The 14,115-nt window shown below is 62.5% G+C and carries 15 protein-coding genes; 2 read left to right on the plus strand and 13 right to left on the minus strand.

From position 1 onward, the window contains the following. Positions 1 to 4: 4 nt before the first annotated feature. Entirely contained in the window at positions 5 to 337 is a 333-nt protein-coding gene (locus CXR25_RS12110; RefSeq protein ID WP_009885067.1) for a LysM peptidoglycan-binding domain-containing protein, read from the minus strand. Between the two features lie 234 nt (positions 338 to 571). Here CXR25_RS12110 and lexA point away from each other — a divergent pair, with 234 nt between their 5' ends. Beyond that, positions 572 to 1,327 (plus strand): transcriptional repressor LexA, encoded by a 756-nt coding sequence (gene lexA / locus CXR25_RS12115; protein WP_009885068.1) that lies wholly within the window; start codon positions 572 to 574, stop codon positions 1,325 to 1,327. A gap of 90 nt (positions 1,328 to 1,417) precedes the next feature. Here the strand turns inward: lexA and CXR25_RS12120 are convergent, their stop codons facing one another. Together CXR25_RS12120 and hflX are read right to left on the minus strand one after the other, a co-directional pair. Beyond that, complete coding sequence (locus CXR25_RS12120; protein WP_096145819.1) at positions 1,418 to 3,385, minus strand: ATP-dependent DNA helicase; 1,968 nt, start codon at positions 3,383 to 3,385, stop codon at positions 1,418 to 1,420. After that, entirely contained in the window at positions 3,382 to 4,857 is a 1,476-nt protein-coding gene (hflX, locus tag CXR25_RS12125) for a GTPase HflX (RefSeq protein ID WP_009885070.1), read from the minus strand. Before hflX ends, CXR25_RS12120 begins: the two co-directional genes overlap by 4 nt. A gap of 111 nt (positions 4,858 to 4,968) precedes the next feature. On the opposite strand from hflX, the gene CXR25_RS12130 reads away from it, so the two are divergent. Further along, positions 4,969 to 5,583 (plus strand): class I SAM-dependent methyltransferase, encoded by a 615-nt coding sequence (locus CXR25_RS12130; RefSeq protein ID WP_009885071.1) that lies wholly within the window; start codon positions 4,969 to 4,971, stop codon positions 5,581 to 5,583. A 49-nt stretch (positions 5,584 to 5,632) separates the two neighbouring features. On the opposite strand, the gene dapF is transcribed toward CXR25_RS12130, so the two are convergent. The 10 genes from dapF to pgsA all read right to left on the minus strand — a co-directional run bounded on the left by dapF (position 5,633) and on the right by pgsA (position 13,994). Continuing rightward, on the minus strand, positions 5,633 to 6,622 hold the full coding sequence (gene dapF, locus CXR25_RS12135; RefSeq protein ID WP_009885072.1) for a diaminopimelate epimerase: 990 nt from the start codon (positions 6,620 to 6,622) through the stop codon (positions 5,633 to 5,635). 46 nt (positions 6,623 to 6,668) lie between these two features. Beyond that, entirely contained in the window at positions 6,669 to 7,595 is a 927-nt protein-coding gene (gene miaA, locus CXR25_RS12140) for a tRNA (adenosine(37)-N6)-dimethylallyltransferase MiaA (protein ID WP_069600399.1), read from the minus strand. Positions 7,596 to 7,607: 12 nt separating this feature from the next. Then, positions 7,608 to 8,297, minus strand: coding sequence for a hypothetical protein (locus CXR25_RS12145; RefSeq protein ID WP_069600400.1), 690 nt, complete (start codon positions 8,295 to 8,297; stop codon positions 7,608 to 7,610). A gap of 1 nt (position 8,298) precedes the next feature. After that, positions 8,299 to 9,795 (minus strand): tRNA (N6-isopentenyl adenosine(37)-C2)-methylthiotransferase MiaB, encoded by a 1,497-nt coding sequence (gene miaB, locus CXR25_RS12150; RefSeq protein ID WP_069600401.1) that lies wholly within the window; start codon positions 9,793 to 9,795, stop codon positions 8,299 to 8,301. A gap of 42 nt (positions 9,796 to 9,837) precedes the next feature. Then, entirely contained in the window at positions 9,838 to 10,608 is a 771-nt protein-coding gene (locus CXR25_RS12155) for a regulatory protein RecX (RefSeq protein ID WP_096145823.1), read from the minus strand. Then, on the minus strand, positions 10,589 to 11,701 hold the full coding sequence (gene recA, locus CXR25_RS12160; protein WP_125240593.1) for a recombinase RecA: 1,113 nt from the start codon (positions 11,699 to 11,701) through the stop codon (positions 10,589 to 10,591). Before recA ends, CXR25_RS12155 begins: the two co-directional genes overlap by 20 nt. 306 nt (positions 11,702 to 12,007) lie before the next feature. Continuing rightward, positions 12,008 to 12,235: a DUF3046 domain-containing protein gene (locus CXR25_RS12165; protein ID WP_009885078.1), complete on the minus strand. Its 228-nt coding sequence runs from the start codon at positions 12,233 to 12,235 to the stop codon at positions 12,008 to 12,010. Then, positions 12,235 to 12,564 carry a helix-turn-helix domain-containing protein gene (locus CXR25_RS12170; RefSeq protein WP_029417702.1) on the minus strand — a complete coding sequence of 110 codons (330 nt, stop codon included), beginning with the start codon at positions 12,562 to 12,564 and terminating at the stop codon, positions 12,235 to 12,237. Before CXR25_RS12170 ends, CXR25_RS12165 begins: the two co-directional genes overlap by 1 nt. Positions 12,565 to 12,760: 196 nt before the next feature. Next, the gene (locus tag CXR25_RS12175) at positions 12,761 to 13,285 is read right to left on the minus strand and encodes a CinA family protein (RefSeq protein WP_247642493.1); all 525 of its coding nucleotides are present in this window, start codon (positions 13,283 to 13,285) and stop codon (positions 12,761 to 12,763) included. Between the two features lie 4 nt (positions 13,286 to 13,289). After that, positions 13,290 to 13,994: a CDP-diacylglycerol--glycerol-3-phosphate 3-phosphatidyltransferase gene (gene pgsA / locus CXR25_RS12180; protein ID WP_069600405.1), complete on the minus strand. Its 705-nt coding sequence runs from the start codon at positions 13,992 to 13,994 to the stop codon at positions 13,290 to 13,292. Between the last annotated feature and the right edge of the window lie 121 nt (positions 13,995 to 14,115).

A 14,115-nucleotide genomic window follows, 5' to 3' on the forward strand; every position in this document is an offset into this window, starting at 1 on the left:
CAGTCTAGCGTTTGGGCACATCCAAGGTCTGCCCCGGGTGCACCACAGGCGAGGACAGGTGGTTGATGTCGACGATGTCAGCGACGACATCGCGGGTGTCGCGGTCGATCCCGAGATCCACGGCCACTGCCCACAGTGACTCCCCTTCACCGACGACGACTGCCTCGGCGTCGATGCCGATGTCCTCAGTCTCTGCTCCGGCGGCTGCCGAGAACGACTGTGTGGCGACGAAGAATGCTCCGCCGACGATGACGAGAGCGCACACCATGGTCCGAAGCAGGCGCATGGCCTGGCGTCCACGAGTGGTGAAACGCAGTTCCTGGTTCAGTGCAGACATCGCTTAACCTCTTTCCTTCGTACGATTCCACCCGTAATAGGTAGAACGTCTGTTCTATTCAACATGCCAATCGAACATATGTCCAGTCCAACTCGAACATTTATGCGACAATGAGAGAGAACCAGCGTTGTTGATTGATCTGAAAGAACCATCTCAGGCGGCACTGACACGAGAATTCTCGACGTGAGGATCAAGCGGTGAGGCTGGCGGGAATAGAACGAAGGGGAACGAGCAATGGTTCAGAACAAACGAGGGAGGGGCCGTCCCCGCAACGAGGACGTCGCCAGCGAAATCGCAGCCGCCCGCAGCGATGACGAGGACGTCTCGATTCCGGAAGGCTCCACCGGCGAGGGCGATTTTCGTCTGACCCCACGACAGCGTCTGGTCCTCGAGACCATCGAACGCGCAGTCGTGACCAACGGCTACCCGCCGAGCATGCGCGAGATCGGCAAGGCTGCCGGGCTGGCCTCGCTTTCCAGCGTGGCTCACCAGCTATCCCAGCTCGAACGCCTCGGCTATGTCCGTCGAGACCCGAAGCGCCCGCGCGCCATCGAAGTGGTCAATCCCTTCGAGGAAGAAGAGGCAGAGCGGGCCAAGTACGAAGAGCTGGCCAACAACACCGTCCAGGTCCCCGTCGTCGGCCGCATCGCCGCCGGTGGGCCCATCTTGGCTGAGCAGGAGGTCGACGATGTCTTCTCCCTGCCGACACAGGTCGTGGGCTCGGGCGACATGTTCCTGCTCAAGGTCGTCGGTGACTCGATGATCGAAGCCGCGATCTGTCACGACGACTGGGTGGTCGTGCGCAAGCAGCACACCGCTGACAACGGTCAGATCGTCGCCGCCCTGCTCGATGGTGAGGCGACTGTGAAGACCCTCAAGCGCAAGGCCGGCCACCAGTGGCTGCTCCCCCAGAACAAGGACTATGAACCGATCGACGGCACCTATGCCCAGATCATGGGTCTCGTCGTGTCAGTGATCCGTCGCCTCTGACTTTTCTCCCCAGGTCTTCGACCACTGAGGTTCCGATGACTGTGCCCCCGACCGATGACGGTCGGGGGCACAGTGCGTCTCGGGCTCAAATCAGTCGTCGGTGGCTGCCAGACGTCCCAGGCTGGACTTCACGAGCGCGGAATCCGTCGTCGGCCACATCGACGGCATCGAATTCACCAGGTATCCGCCGTAGCGAGCCGAGCGCAGGCGCGAGTCGAGCACGGCCACGACTCCCCTGTCCTTGGTTGAGCGGATCAGGCGACCCGCTCCCTGTGCCAGGCGCAGTGCGGCATGGGTGGCGCTGACGGCCATGAAGCCGTTGACTCCGCGGTTGTCGGCGTCTTTCGATCTTGCCTGCATCAGTGGGTCATCGGGCCTGGGGAACGGAAGCCGGTCGATGATGACCAGGCGGTTGGTCCGACCTGGAACGTCGACTCCCTGCCACAGTGACATGGTGCCGAAGAGGCAGGCCTGGTCATCTGCGGTGAATTGGGAGACGAGTGAGGGCAGTCCGTCATCGCCTTGGAGGAGGATCGGAATGTCGAGTTTCGCCCGCAGGTGTTCGGCTGCGGCATTTGCGGCCGCCCGGGAGGAGAACAGTCCCAGTGCCCCGCCCTTGGAGGCGGTGACCAGTTCCTCAAGTTCATCCAGTGCCTGTTCACTCAGACCGCTGCGGCCAGGACGCGGGAGGTGGGCGGCGACGTAGAGGATGCTCTGTTTGCCGTAGTCGAAGGGTGATCCGACGTCGAGGCTGTCCCACTTGGGTGCGTCGGGGCCGAAGAGTCCCAGGGACGCTGCGACGGCGTCGAAGTTTCCACCCAGGGACAGGGTCGCCGAGGTGGCCACCACCGTCGAGTCCTCGAAGATCCCCGAGCGCATGGTGCCGGCCACGCTGAGCGGGGCGACGACGAGGTTCGTGGTCTCACGCTCGCGGAAGGTGCTGCGCGAGAGCCACACGACGTCGTTCTTGCCGGGATCGCAGAACCGTTCGGCCAGTTCGAAGATCTCCTGGCAGCGGGCCTTGGCCATCTGCCGACCGGCGTCGGAGTCTTCGGTCTTGCCGCCGATGTCGTTGATGATCTGTCGTGCGGAGTCACGGATCTGAGCCAGCGCGAGGGACAGTGCCTCGCTCATGTTGAGGATCAGACCTTCGCTGACACCGCTCTGGGCGCGTTCGAGCGCTGCGGCCGCGGAGTCCAGCAGCGCGACGACGCCGTCCTGGACGATGGTGTGCTTGCGCACGGAGCTAGTGGCGGCGGAGAGCATGCTGGTGTTGATCTGCCCCGACAGTGCGTTCGTGACCCGGTCCTTGAGTTCGTGGGCCTCGTCGATGATGATGACATCGTGTTCGGGCAGAACGGTGTTGTCACCGAAGGCGTCGATGGCCAGGAGTGCGTGGTTGGTCACGACGATGTCTGCTTCGGCCGCGTTGTTGCGGGCCAGTTCAGCGAAGCATTCGGTGTACAGGGGGCAGTTCGAGCCGAGGCAGTCGAAGGAGTTGACCGAGACCTCTGACCAGGCGCGGTCGCTGACGCCTGGCAGGAGATCATCGCGGTCGCCGGACTCTGTGGTCTTCTCCCACGTCCGAATTCGCTGGATCTCCTCACCGAGGCCGGACCGGTCGCTGGCCTTACGACCGGCCTCCGCGTCCGCACCGAGGTCGAAGAGCATGCCTTCGCCCTCATCGGGGTATCCGCCGCCGAGCTTGTGCTTGCAGACATAGTTGCGCCTGCCCTTGAGCAGAGCAGCCCGTGGCAGCGGATCGAGAGTCTTCTTCACGGCCTTGAACAGGCGCGGCAGATCTCGGTGGATGATCTGCGTCTGCAGAGCCAAGGTCGCCGTGGACACGATGACGCGGTTGCCCGTCCGACTGGAGTACTCGGCCGCCGGAACCAGGTAGGCCAAGGACTTACCGGTACCGGTGCCGGCCTGGACCAGCAGATGGATGCCCTTGTCCACCGACGAGGAGACTGCTTGGGCCATCTCTGTCTGACCTTCTCGGGTCGAGCCGCCGATGGCCCCTACGGCGGACTCGAGCAGTTCTTCGACGGTGCTCACTCGCCGATGACCAGGTCCGGACGTCGGAAGTCTGCGAGTTCCGCGGCCAGTTCTGCCGGAACCTTCGCCTGCATAGAGGTTCCGCCGGCACCGTGTTCTTCGTGTTCGACCATGCCGAGGGCATAGATCTTCGACACAAGGTCTCCTCGCTCATAGGGAATGAGCACGGTGACCTCGATGTTCGGCGAGGGCAGCATCGACTCAATCGTCTCGACGAGCTCTCCGACGCCTTCCTTGGTCACAGCAGAGACGAAACGTGCCTCCGGGTACTCTGCGTGGAGTCCGGTGATCACCGCTTCATCAGCGATGTCGGCCTTGTTGAAGACGAGGAGTTCGGGAATGTCTCCTGTCTCGACGTCTTTGAGTACCTCGCGCACGGCATGGATCTGACCATGCGGATCCGGGTGCGAGGCATCGACGATGTGCAGGAGCAGATCCGAGTCCGAGGCTTCTTCTAATGTCGAGCGGAATGCTTCGACCAATTGGTGGGGAAGGTTCCGGACGAATCCGACGGTGTCCGTGTAGGTGAAGGTGATGCCGTCGGCGGTCCGGGACTGTCTGACAGTCGGATCCAAGGTCGCGAACAGCGCATTCTGCACCATCACCTCGGCGTCGGTGAGCTGGTTGAGCAGTGATGACTTGCCGGCGTTGGTATAGCCGACGATCGCCACCGAGGGGATGTGATTGCGGGCGCGGTTCTTGCGCTTCGTGTCCCTCGACGGTGCCATCGCGGTGATCTGACGGCGCAGCTTCGACATTCTGGCCCTGATTCGACGTCGATCGAGTTCGATCTTCGTCTCACCGGGACCGCGGGAACCGATTCCGGCACCGCCGGCGACTCGGCCACCGGCCTGGCGAGACAGTGACTCGCCCCAACCGCGCAGACGCGGCAGAAGGTATTCGAGCTGGGCCAGTTCGACCTGGGCCTTGCCCTCGCGGGACTTCGCATGCTGAGCGAAGATGTCGAGGATGAGAGCCACTCGGTCGACGACCTTGACCTTGATGACGTCTTCGAGTCCGCGACGTTGGCTGGGTGCGAGTTCGGAGTCGATGATCACGGTGTCAGCACCCACGGAGGCGACGATCTCGGCCAGTTCGGCGGCTTTGCCCTTGCCGAGGTACGTGCCGGGGTCCGGGGTCTCACGTCGTTGGATGATCGCGTCGAGGACCTCCGAGCCGGCGGTCTCTGCCAGAGCAGCGAGCTCCCGGATCGAGTTCTCAGCATCGGCCTGCGTCGTGTTCCACAGTCCTGCGAGGACGACCTTCTCCAGGCGAACCTGGCGGTATTCGACTTCGGTGATGTCTTCGAGTTCGGTGGACAGGCCAGCGACTCGTTTGAGGGCCGCTCTTTCAGCCAGATCGAACTGCGAGGCGTCGTCGACGTGTGATTCGTTGGTGTCCAGAGCTTGGGCACCTCGTGCGAGAACGCGATCGAGCATCGCGTCCCGACGCTCTTTTTCAGTGGACGTCATTCATTCCTTTGTTCGTTTCTACCCTCGGCGCCACATGGTGTCGCGCGGAGAGTCTCCCCTCAGTTGAGAGAGGTGTCCATCAATTCTCCCACAGCCGTCTAGACTGTAACGGTGTCAGAGCACTATTTCACCGAATCGCCCAGCAGCGAGGCCAAAACACGCGAGCTCACCCTCGATCTCGCTGGCCGTGAAGTCACGGTCGAGACCGTCTCGGGGACCTTCTCCCCCACGCGTTTGGATCTGGGGACCGCGGTCCTGCTGCGACATCTGCCGGTGCCCGAACCCGGAGACATCCTCGATCTGGGGTGCGGTTGGGGGCCGATCGCCTTGGACGCGGCCCTGAGCGCCAAGGACGCCGAGGTGGATGTGCGGGTGTGGGCACTCGACGTCAACTCCCGGTCCCTTGAAACGACTGCCAAGAATGCGCAGCGTCACGGACTCAAGACCATTCGTCCCGTCACCGCTGATGAGATTCCAGCCGAGCTGCAGTTCAGTGCCATCCGGTCGAATCCGCCGATCAGGGTCGGCAAGGAAGCTCTGCATGAGCTTTTGAGCACCTGGCTGCCTCGCCTGGCCCCGGGCGGGCGCGCAGATCTGGTCGTCTCGAAGAACCTCGGCGCGGATTCGCTGCAGAAGTGGCTCATCGCAACCCTCGGAACCGGCTTCAGCGTCGTACGCACCGGATCGTCGAAGGGCTACCGCGTCCTCACGATCGACCGAGACTGACGCATCGTCAGTCTGCGCGTTTTGGCTGTCGGTCTGTGCCGGCCGCCAGTCAGCTGATCGTGCCGTCGGCGACCAGCACTGCCGGTCCTGACAGGGTGACGCTGCCGCGTGTCCCGTCCTCGTTGGGTGTGATGCCGATACGCAGCTGGCCTCCGGGGACGTCCACTCGCCACTGCAGGGGTGAGTTCGGTCCTGCCCAATGATGGGCGGCGATGGCTGCGGCACAGGCGCCTGTCCCGCAGGATCGGGTCTCACCGACACCACGTTCGAACACCCGCATGCGCAGGGCGCCCTCTCCCCCGGCCACATCGCTGCGGGCCGGTTCCATCACGATGTATTCGACGTTCGATCCCTGCGGCGGAACCGGGTCAAGAACGGGAGCATCACGCAGTTCAGCGCTCTCGAGCTCGGCGGACTCCGCCAAGGCGACCACTGTGTGCGGGTTGCCTGTTTCGACGCGCATGCCTGGGCGGGGCACTTCGATGCCCGAGGTCGAAACGATGACGTCTTCGCTGTCGTCGAGTGACCATTCGCCCATGTCGATCATGTACCAGGAGTCGGCTGCTGATCCGGGCAGCGTCTGCTCTACCGAGGCTGTCGCGTCGCCGGTCTGCTTGCCCAGTGCCGGGTTGAGGACCGTGCGCACAGTCTTGATGCCATCACGGGTACCGACGAGGATCTCTCTCGAATCGGCCGCAACGCGTCCTGTCGTGGCGAGCACGTGTGCGAAGACTCGCACTCCATTGCCGCACATCTCGGAGAGGCTGCCGTCGTGGTTGTAGTAGTCCATGAACCATTCGGCGCCGGCCTCGGCCTGTTCCTGTGCACCGGGGATCCCGCTGCTCGCTGAACGCACGATGCGGATGACACCGTCGCTGCCCAGTCCCGAGCGGCGATCGGCGAGCTGCGCGATCGTTTCGGGATGCATCTCCAGTGCACTGTCATCGTCGGCCAGGAGGACGAAGTCGTTCTGTGTGCCGTGGCCCTTGATGAAGGTCGTGCCTGCGATGTCCGCGAATGGTGACTGGGAGGAGCTCATGGTCTTATTCTATCGGTGACAGGCCAGCTATCGGCACAGTCGGCATTCAGCTCGTCGTCGTGGCCACAGCTTCGAGGGCGCTGGCCGCATTGGCCTCATGGTCGCCCTCTGTGGCGTCGATCCAGACGATGCGCGGGTCTCTGCGGAACCAGGTGTCCTGCCGGCGTGCGAACTGTCGGGTTCTGATGGTCGTCTGTTCCTGGGCGTCGTCTCTGTCGAGCTTTCCTGCCAGGTACTGCTGGATCTGGGCGTATCCGATCGCTCGTGAGGCGGTTCTGCCTTCGGCCAGGCCACGTTCGAGGAGGCTGCGGACCTCGTCGACCCAGCCGTGTTCCCACATCGCCTCCACACGGGACGCGATCCGCTCGTGCAGGATCTTGCGTTCGACGCTCAGGCCCAGGTGGATGGTCGGTTCGATGGCCTGGTAGTCAGGCAGCTGAGCGCTGAAGGGGCGTCCGGTGAGTTCGATGACCTCGAGGGCGCGCACGATGCGCCGCGAGTCGTTGGGAGTGATCTTCGCAGCGGCGGCCGGATCTATTTCCTGCAGATGCCGGTGCCTGCCCCAACGATCGGCCTCGACCTCGGATTCGATGCGTGCCCGCACATCTGGATCAGTGCCGGGGAATTCCATCAGGTCGGTCGCGGCGCGCACGTACAGTCCCGAGCCGCCGACGAGGATCGGTCGTTTCCCTCGCATGCGGATGTCGACGATGGCCTCACGCGCCTGCCGTTGAAACGTCTGCACGTTGGCTTCTTCTCGGACATCGAGGATGTCGATGAGGTGGTGGGTGATCCCTCGCCGTTGGTCGACAGGAAGCTTAGCGGTGCCGATGTCCATGCCCCGGTAGAACTGCATGGAGTCCGTATTGATGATCTCCCCGCCGAGGTGCTCGGCCAGGTTGAGGGCGAGATCTGATTTTCCGGTGGCGGTAGCCCCTGCAATGGTGATGATCGGCTCTGTCGTCGTGCTCAACGGTGGCTCATCTCAATACGTCCCGGTCCCGCACAGTGATCGAACCTCGTGCAGGCATTCGTCGAAGACAGTGGTGAAGGAGTAGTCGGATGACATGTGGGCCAGCATGTGGGCTGCGGCTGCCTCGAGGAGTTCGAGGTCAGCGTGCACGTCAGCGGCTGCCGCGACGGCGGTGACGACGGTTTGGGGATCACCGGCATTGAGCGCGGAAACGATTCGTTCGTCGGCCTGTGCTGCCCCTTGCACGGGTGCCAACGGGGCCTCCTCAGATGCAGCGGCGGAAAGGTCGAAGGGGACCAACAGGTTCTCATTGCTCGCCGGTGCCCTGCTGCTGGACGGTGATTCGCTGCCGACCATTGCTCCGATTCGCACTCCGGCCGAGTGTGCATGGAGGAGCGCCACAGCGATGGCAGGATGCGCGGACTCACAGACTGCACGGTCGGCACGGCTGAGTTCCGACACTGCCTGAACCCAGTCCTCGCCGTCGAGCAGCTCGTTCGTTCGCGTGTCGATTCCACGATCGATACCCAATCCACCAAGACCTGCTAAGGGAGGCAATTGGCGAACCGGAAGCGTCCACTCCGATCTGGTCAGCAGGCAGGACTCGATTGCGGCTCGCATCTGCGCAGCGTGGGAGGTCTCTGCCAGGTCAACGCCTGCCACCAGGATCGGGGCGGCCGGGATCACTGCAAATACGGCCATCTCAGCTGCGGGTGCGGATGGTCGGCATGCCCAGGTTGGTGGAAGCACCACTCGTCTGGCCCGATGTGGGAGTCCCGCAGCTGTCCGCCTGGGCACGGTCGTAGGCGTCTCCGGCACGTGAGGGTCGCACCGAGTAACCGGAGTCGGCCAAGAGGAAGAACGGTTTGGCGTCCGTCACGGTTGCGGTGACGAAGTCGCCTGGACGCGGCATCTGCTCGCCGTCGGGGATGCCGACGTGAACGAGTCGATTGTCCGCCGAACGGCCGGTGAGCCGTGGGGAGTCATCATGGGGTCGGGTCGTGACGAGGACTTCGACCTCGCGACCGATCTGTGCGGTGTTCTCTTCCCAGGAGATCTCGTCCTGGAGAGCAGTCAGACGTTCGAAGCGCTCCTGCACAATGTGCTTGGGCACCTGATCGTCCATCGTTGCGGCGGGGGTCCCGGGGCGGATGGAGTACTGGAAAGTGAAGGCCTGCGAGAAACGCGCACGCCGGACGATGTCCATGGTCCCCAGGAAGTCCTCCTCGGTCTCGCCTGGGAAGCCGACGATGATGTCGGTGGTGATCGCTGCGTTCGGGATCTCCTCGCGCACAGAATCGAGGATGCGCATGAATCGGCTGGTGCGGTAGGAGCGGCGCATGGATTTGAGGATCGAGTCCGAGCCTGACTGCAGCGGCATGTGCAGCTGCGGCATGACGGCAGGGGTCTCGGCCATGGCGTCGATGACGTCATCGGAGAACGAGGCAGGGTGCGGGCTGGTGAAGCGCACACGTTCGATGCCTTCGACCTTTCCGACTGCGCGAAGCAGTTTCGCGAAGGCGCCTTTGTCCCTAAATTCCGAGCCGTAGGAGTTCACGTTCTGACCCAGGAGCGTGACTTCGACGACGCCGTCAGCCACGAGTGCTTCGACTTCGGCCAGGATGTCACCGGGCCTGCGGTCCTTCTCTTTGCCGCGCAGGCTGGGAACGATGCAGAAAGTGCAGGAGTTGTTGCATCCGACCGAGATGGACACCCACCCGGAATGCTGAGACTCACGGCGACTGGGCAGAGTGGAAGGGAAGACGTCGAGGCTCTCGAGGATCTCGACCTGGGCTTCCTGGTTGTGTCGTGCTCGTTCGAGCAGTGCAGGCAGTGAGCCCATATTGTGGGTGCCGAAGACCACGTCGACCCATGGGGCCTTCTTGACGATCGTGTCGCGATCCTTCTGAGCCATACAGCCGCCGACGGCGATCTGGAAGTCCGGGTTGCGTTCCTTGACGTGGGCCAGCTGACCGAGGTTTCCGTAGAGACGGTTGTCCGCGTTCTCTCGCACAGCACAGGTGTTGAAGACGATGACATCGGCTTGGTCATCGGTGTCTGCGGGAACATAGCCGGCGTCATCGAGAAGTCCGGAGAGTCGTTCGGAGTCGTGGACATTCATCTGGCAGCCGTAGGTCTTCACCTCGTAGCTGCGCGGTGAACTCTCGGTGGAGGTGGGTGCATCAATCAGTTCAGTCATGGCGCAACTATTCTAGCTGTTGTCTCTCGCCGTCGACGATGTTCAGTCCTCGGCAAGGACTTCGCGTGTCACCTTGAGACAGACCGAGGATGCGAAGCCGCGTCGTGCGAGCATGCCCAGGATGCGACGTTCACGAACGTCATGGTCGAGTCCGCGAGTAGAGGCGGCCTTCTTCTCCGCGACTTGGCGGGCGAGGTCGTCTTCCCCGTCGACGTCTTCAACGGCGTCGGAGACGATTTCGGCGGGCAGTCCCTTTTTGTTGAGTTCACGTTTGAGGGCCGAGCGGGAGAGCTTTCGCCGCTCTCGGTGAGCGCGTACGTAACGGTGCGCGAACTCTTCATCATTAAGGAGACGCGACTTCTGGAGCTTGGCGATGAGTTCATCGACCGCTGCCGGCAGGAAGTCACGTTTGAGGAGTTTGTCGCGCAACTCTCCGCTGGCGTGGTCGCGCATGGCCAGCATGTTCATGGCCGTCTTCTTCGCCTTTTTGTAGGCGGCGTCGAAGTCCTCGGGACCGTCGCCATCATCGTCGTCGAATGACAGTGCGTTCGCGAAGGAGGAAATCTCCTCAGACTCTGATGTCTGCACGGATCCAGAGGCTGCACCGGTCGCCGCAGTCGGTGCATCCGAGGTGTCATCGGCGAAGAATCCGTTTTCGCCTTCGGCATGGCGTTGGTCGATCTCGGAGATGGCTTCGCGAAGTGTCTCCAGCTTCGACGAGGCCGCCCCTGATCTCACCGAGTCGCTCCCATGTGGGTCCGACTCGGCGAGATCACTGCCGCGACCGTGTGGGTCAGGAGACTTCGACGTCATCCGATTTCGAGCTCTCTGCTGCGGCGCCATCTGCCTGATTGGCATCTGCGTCTGCTTCGGGTTCGTCGACCTTGATCAGACCCATCTTGTGTTTGATCTTGAGCTCGATCTCCTCGGCCAGACCCGGGTTGTCGCGCAGGAAGTTGCGCACGTTCTCCTTGCCCTGGCCCAGCTGGTCACCGTCATAGGTGAACCATGATCCGGACTTGCGGATGATGCCGTTGTCGACGCCCATGTCGATGAGGCTTCCCTCGCGGGAGATGCCCTGGCCGTAGATGATGTCGAACTCGGCCTGCTTGAACGGCGGGGCGATCTTGTTCTTGACGATCTTGGCACGGGTGCGGTTGCCGACCGCGGCCTGGCCCTCCTTCAAGGTCTCGATGCGTCGCACGTCGATGCGCACCGAGGCGTAGAACTTCAGAGCCTTACCGCCGGAGGTGGTCTCCGGGGAGCCGAAGAAGACGCCGACCTTCTCACGCAGCTGGTTGATGAAGATGGCGGTGGTCTTCGACTGGGACAGGGCGCCCGCGATCTTACGCAGTGCCTGTGACATCAGTCGTGCCTGGAGGCCGACGTGGCTGTCGCCCATCTCGCCTTCGATTTCGGCCTTCGGCACGAGGGCTGCGACGGAGTCGATGACGATGACGTCGAGCGCTCCGGAGCGAATGAGCATGTCGGCGATTTCGAGCGCCTGCTCACCGGTGTCCGGCTGAGACACGAGGAGCTGGTCGGTGTCTACGCCGAGCTTCTTCGCATATTCCGGGTCAAGCGCGTGCTCGGCATCGATGAATGCTGCGATGCCGCCCGTCTTCTGTGCGTTGGCAACAGCGTGGAGCGCCACTGTGGTCTTACCCGAGGATTCCGGGCCGTAGATCTCAACGACACGACCGCGGGGCAGTCCGCCGATGCCCAGAGCGATGTCGAGTGCGATGGAACCGGTGGGGATGCAGGCGATCGGTTCCCGGACTCCCTCGCCCAGGCGCATGATCGCACCCTTGCCGTAGTTGCGGTCAATCTGACCCAGTGCGGCGTCGAGTGCCTTCGACTTGTCGCCGCCGGTCGGGATCTGCAGGTTCTTCGGTGTACGAGCCATGGTCTCTCCTAAAAGTGTCGTTTTCCGTTGAGACCAAGGCTAGAAGGTGGCACTGACATAACAACAGAGGAACGAAGTCCCCCGTGGATAATCAGCCACTCATGGTCACAGGTCCCGTGATTCATTACCAGCATAACCGACATGGGAACAAGTGTTCTATATGTCGGCGCGTGTCGCACTACTTTGCGCGGTGTCATTGTGCGGCTAGTGCGTGAGAACCCCATGCTGCGCTCGACAGCGGCAATGCGCATTGAGGAGCGAAGCACTATCGAGCAGATACAGCTAAGACGGAGAAATCAGCACCGCTCAGAAAGGACGGGAGCGTGGCTTCTCTTTGCCCAGACGCCGTGATTCCGGCACGCCGTAAGCGTCGCAGACGGCGATCCAGATGTCGCGGGGTTCAATCCCGGCTTTGAATGCTTCTTCAGCGGTTCGGGAACCCAAGCTGCTCAGCGCGAGATCCGTGTGCAGTGATGCGGCTCGCGCCTCGCCGAACTCCTCGTTCATGAGGACCCAGTAGAGGGTGTGACGCATTAGGGCTTGGCTGCCAGTCGAGGCACGGTGTAACCACCGGGACGACCGAGGATCTTATCGGAGAGCTCCTGCGGGATGGTGTCGGGAATCTCAACACCTTCTTCGAGTGCGAAGCGATCCGAGACCGAAGACAGCAGAGCCGACAAAGGCAGGTCGAGGGCTTCACAGATTGCGGAGAGGAGCTCCGAGGAGGCTTCCTTCTGACCGCGCTCGATCTCGCTGAGGTAGCCAAGCGAGACGCTGGCTCCCATGGAGACATCGCGCAGGGTTCTCCCCTGGCGGCGGCGAACGGAACGCAACGCGTCACCGATTTCTACTCTCAGTAACATAACGCGTCCCTCCCTTTGTCTCCGCGAACTGTCCTAACGGTGTACTCAACTTTACAACCCGGTCGATGCCGAGCGCCAACCTGGGTGCGTGACCTGATGGTTTTGCCAGTCCATTCGAAGGTACCGGTGCATGTTCTTTCAATTGCCATTACTTGGTTAACTTCAACGAGGTGAAACTTATTCCAGGCATGCATGTTCAGGCCTCGACGGTGTCATCTGCTTCGGGTCCGAACGCCAAACGGGTGACGAAGTCGTCGAGGTCGGACATCATGGCGGCCACGGTCTGGCTGCGGATCGCCTCTCGGTCTCCCTCGAAATGGTGTTCGCTGACCTGTGCCTTCCCAGCGAAGGCGATGGCGGTGTAGACGAGACCGACCGGTTTCTCATCCTGCGGGTCTGGTCCTGCCACTCCCGTGCAGGAGACGCCGATGTCGGCGACGCATTCTCTGGCCGCGCCGGCTGCCATCTGGGCCGCGACGACTTCATCGATGGGCCCGGTCTCTTCGAGCTGGTCGGCGTCGACTCCCGCCAGACGGGATTTGAGGTCGGTGGCATAAGTGATGAGCCCGCCGCGGACGACTGCGGAGGCTCCGGGGACGTCGACGAGTGTCGCTACGAAGCGACCACCGGTCAGCGATTCTGCTGCCGCGACCGAGAGTCCCACCTGCGTGCAGGTGGTGATGAGGTGCTGGCTGCGGGAGAAAAGCTCGGTCTCGTTCACGATCTCACCTGGGGTCTGGGCCGGTGTGTCCGTCCCCGGAAGGAGGGCCATCGGCAGGACGTTCGTCGGCAGATCCGTTAGCTGCGTGCGAGTCTTTGGCGAGTTTCGCAGCCTGGACGCAGTAGTCGATTCCGGTCACGACGGTGACGATGATGGCAGCGACCATGGTCAGCCAGGCCAGGATCAGCACGGCGAAGGTCACGCCTTCGGGAACGATCTGTGCAAGGGGGCGCAGGAGCAGGAAAAGTCCGATGGCCACAGTCTGCAGCACCGTCTTGATCTTGCCGCCTCTGGACGCGGGCATGACGGCGATGCGAATCATGAAGAAGCGCAGCACGGTGATGCCCAGCTCCCGGATGAGGATGATGACGGGAACCCACCAGGGGATCTCCGTGATCATCGCCAGGCCGATGAGGGCCGCTGCCATCAGGGATTTGTCGGCGATCGGGTCCGCGATCTTGCCGAAGTTCGTGATGAGGTTGTATTTGCGTGCCAGATCACCGTCGATCTTGTCCGTTGCCATCGCCAGCAGGAAGACAGCCAGTGCCCACCACCGCATAGTCATGTCCTGGCCGCCGTCGGCCAGCAGGAGGACGAGGAAGACGGGGACGAGCAGGATCCGGAGGACGGTCAGTGCGTTGGGAACATTCCACGGGCTGGGCTCTGCCGGTGTCTGTTCCGGGGCGCTGTTCTCTGGTCGATCATTCACGTGACAACCCTATCTGAGGGACATGTGAAACGCGTGGAGCCGACCGCTCGTTTCAGCGGTCGGCTCCACGCCGTGTTCTGTTCTATTCGCACCTCACCGGTTGGGCATGGGGCCCTATTCA

This window comes from Brevibacterium aurantiacum (assembly GCF_003932995.1).
Classification (GTDB): Bacteria; Actinomycetota; Actinomycetes; order Actinomycetales; family Brevibacteriaceae; genus Brevibacterium; species Brevibacterium aurantiacum.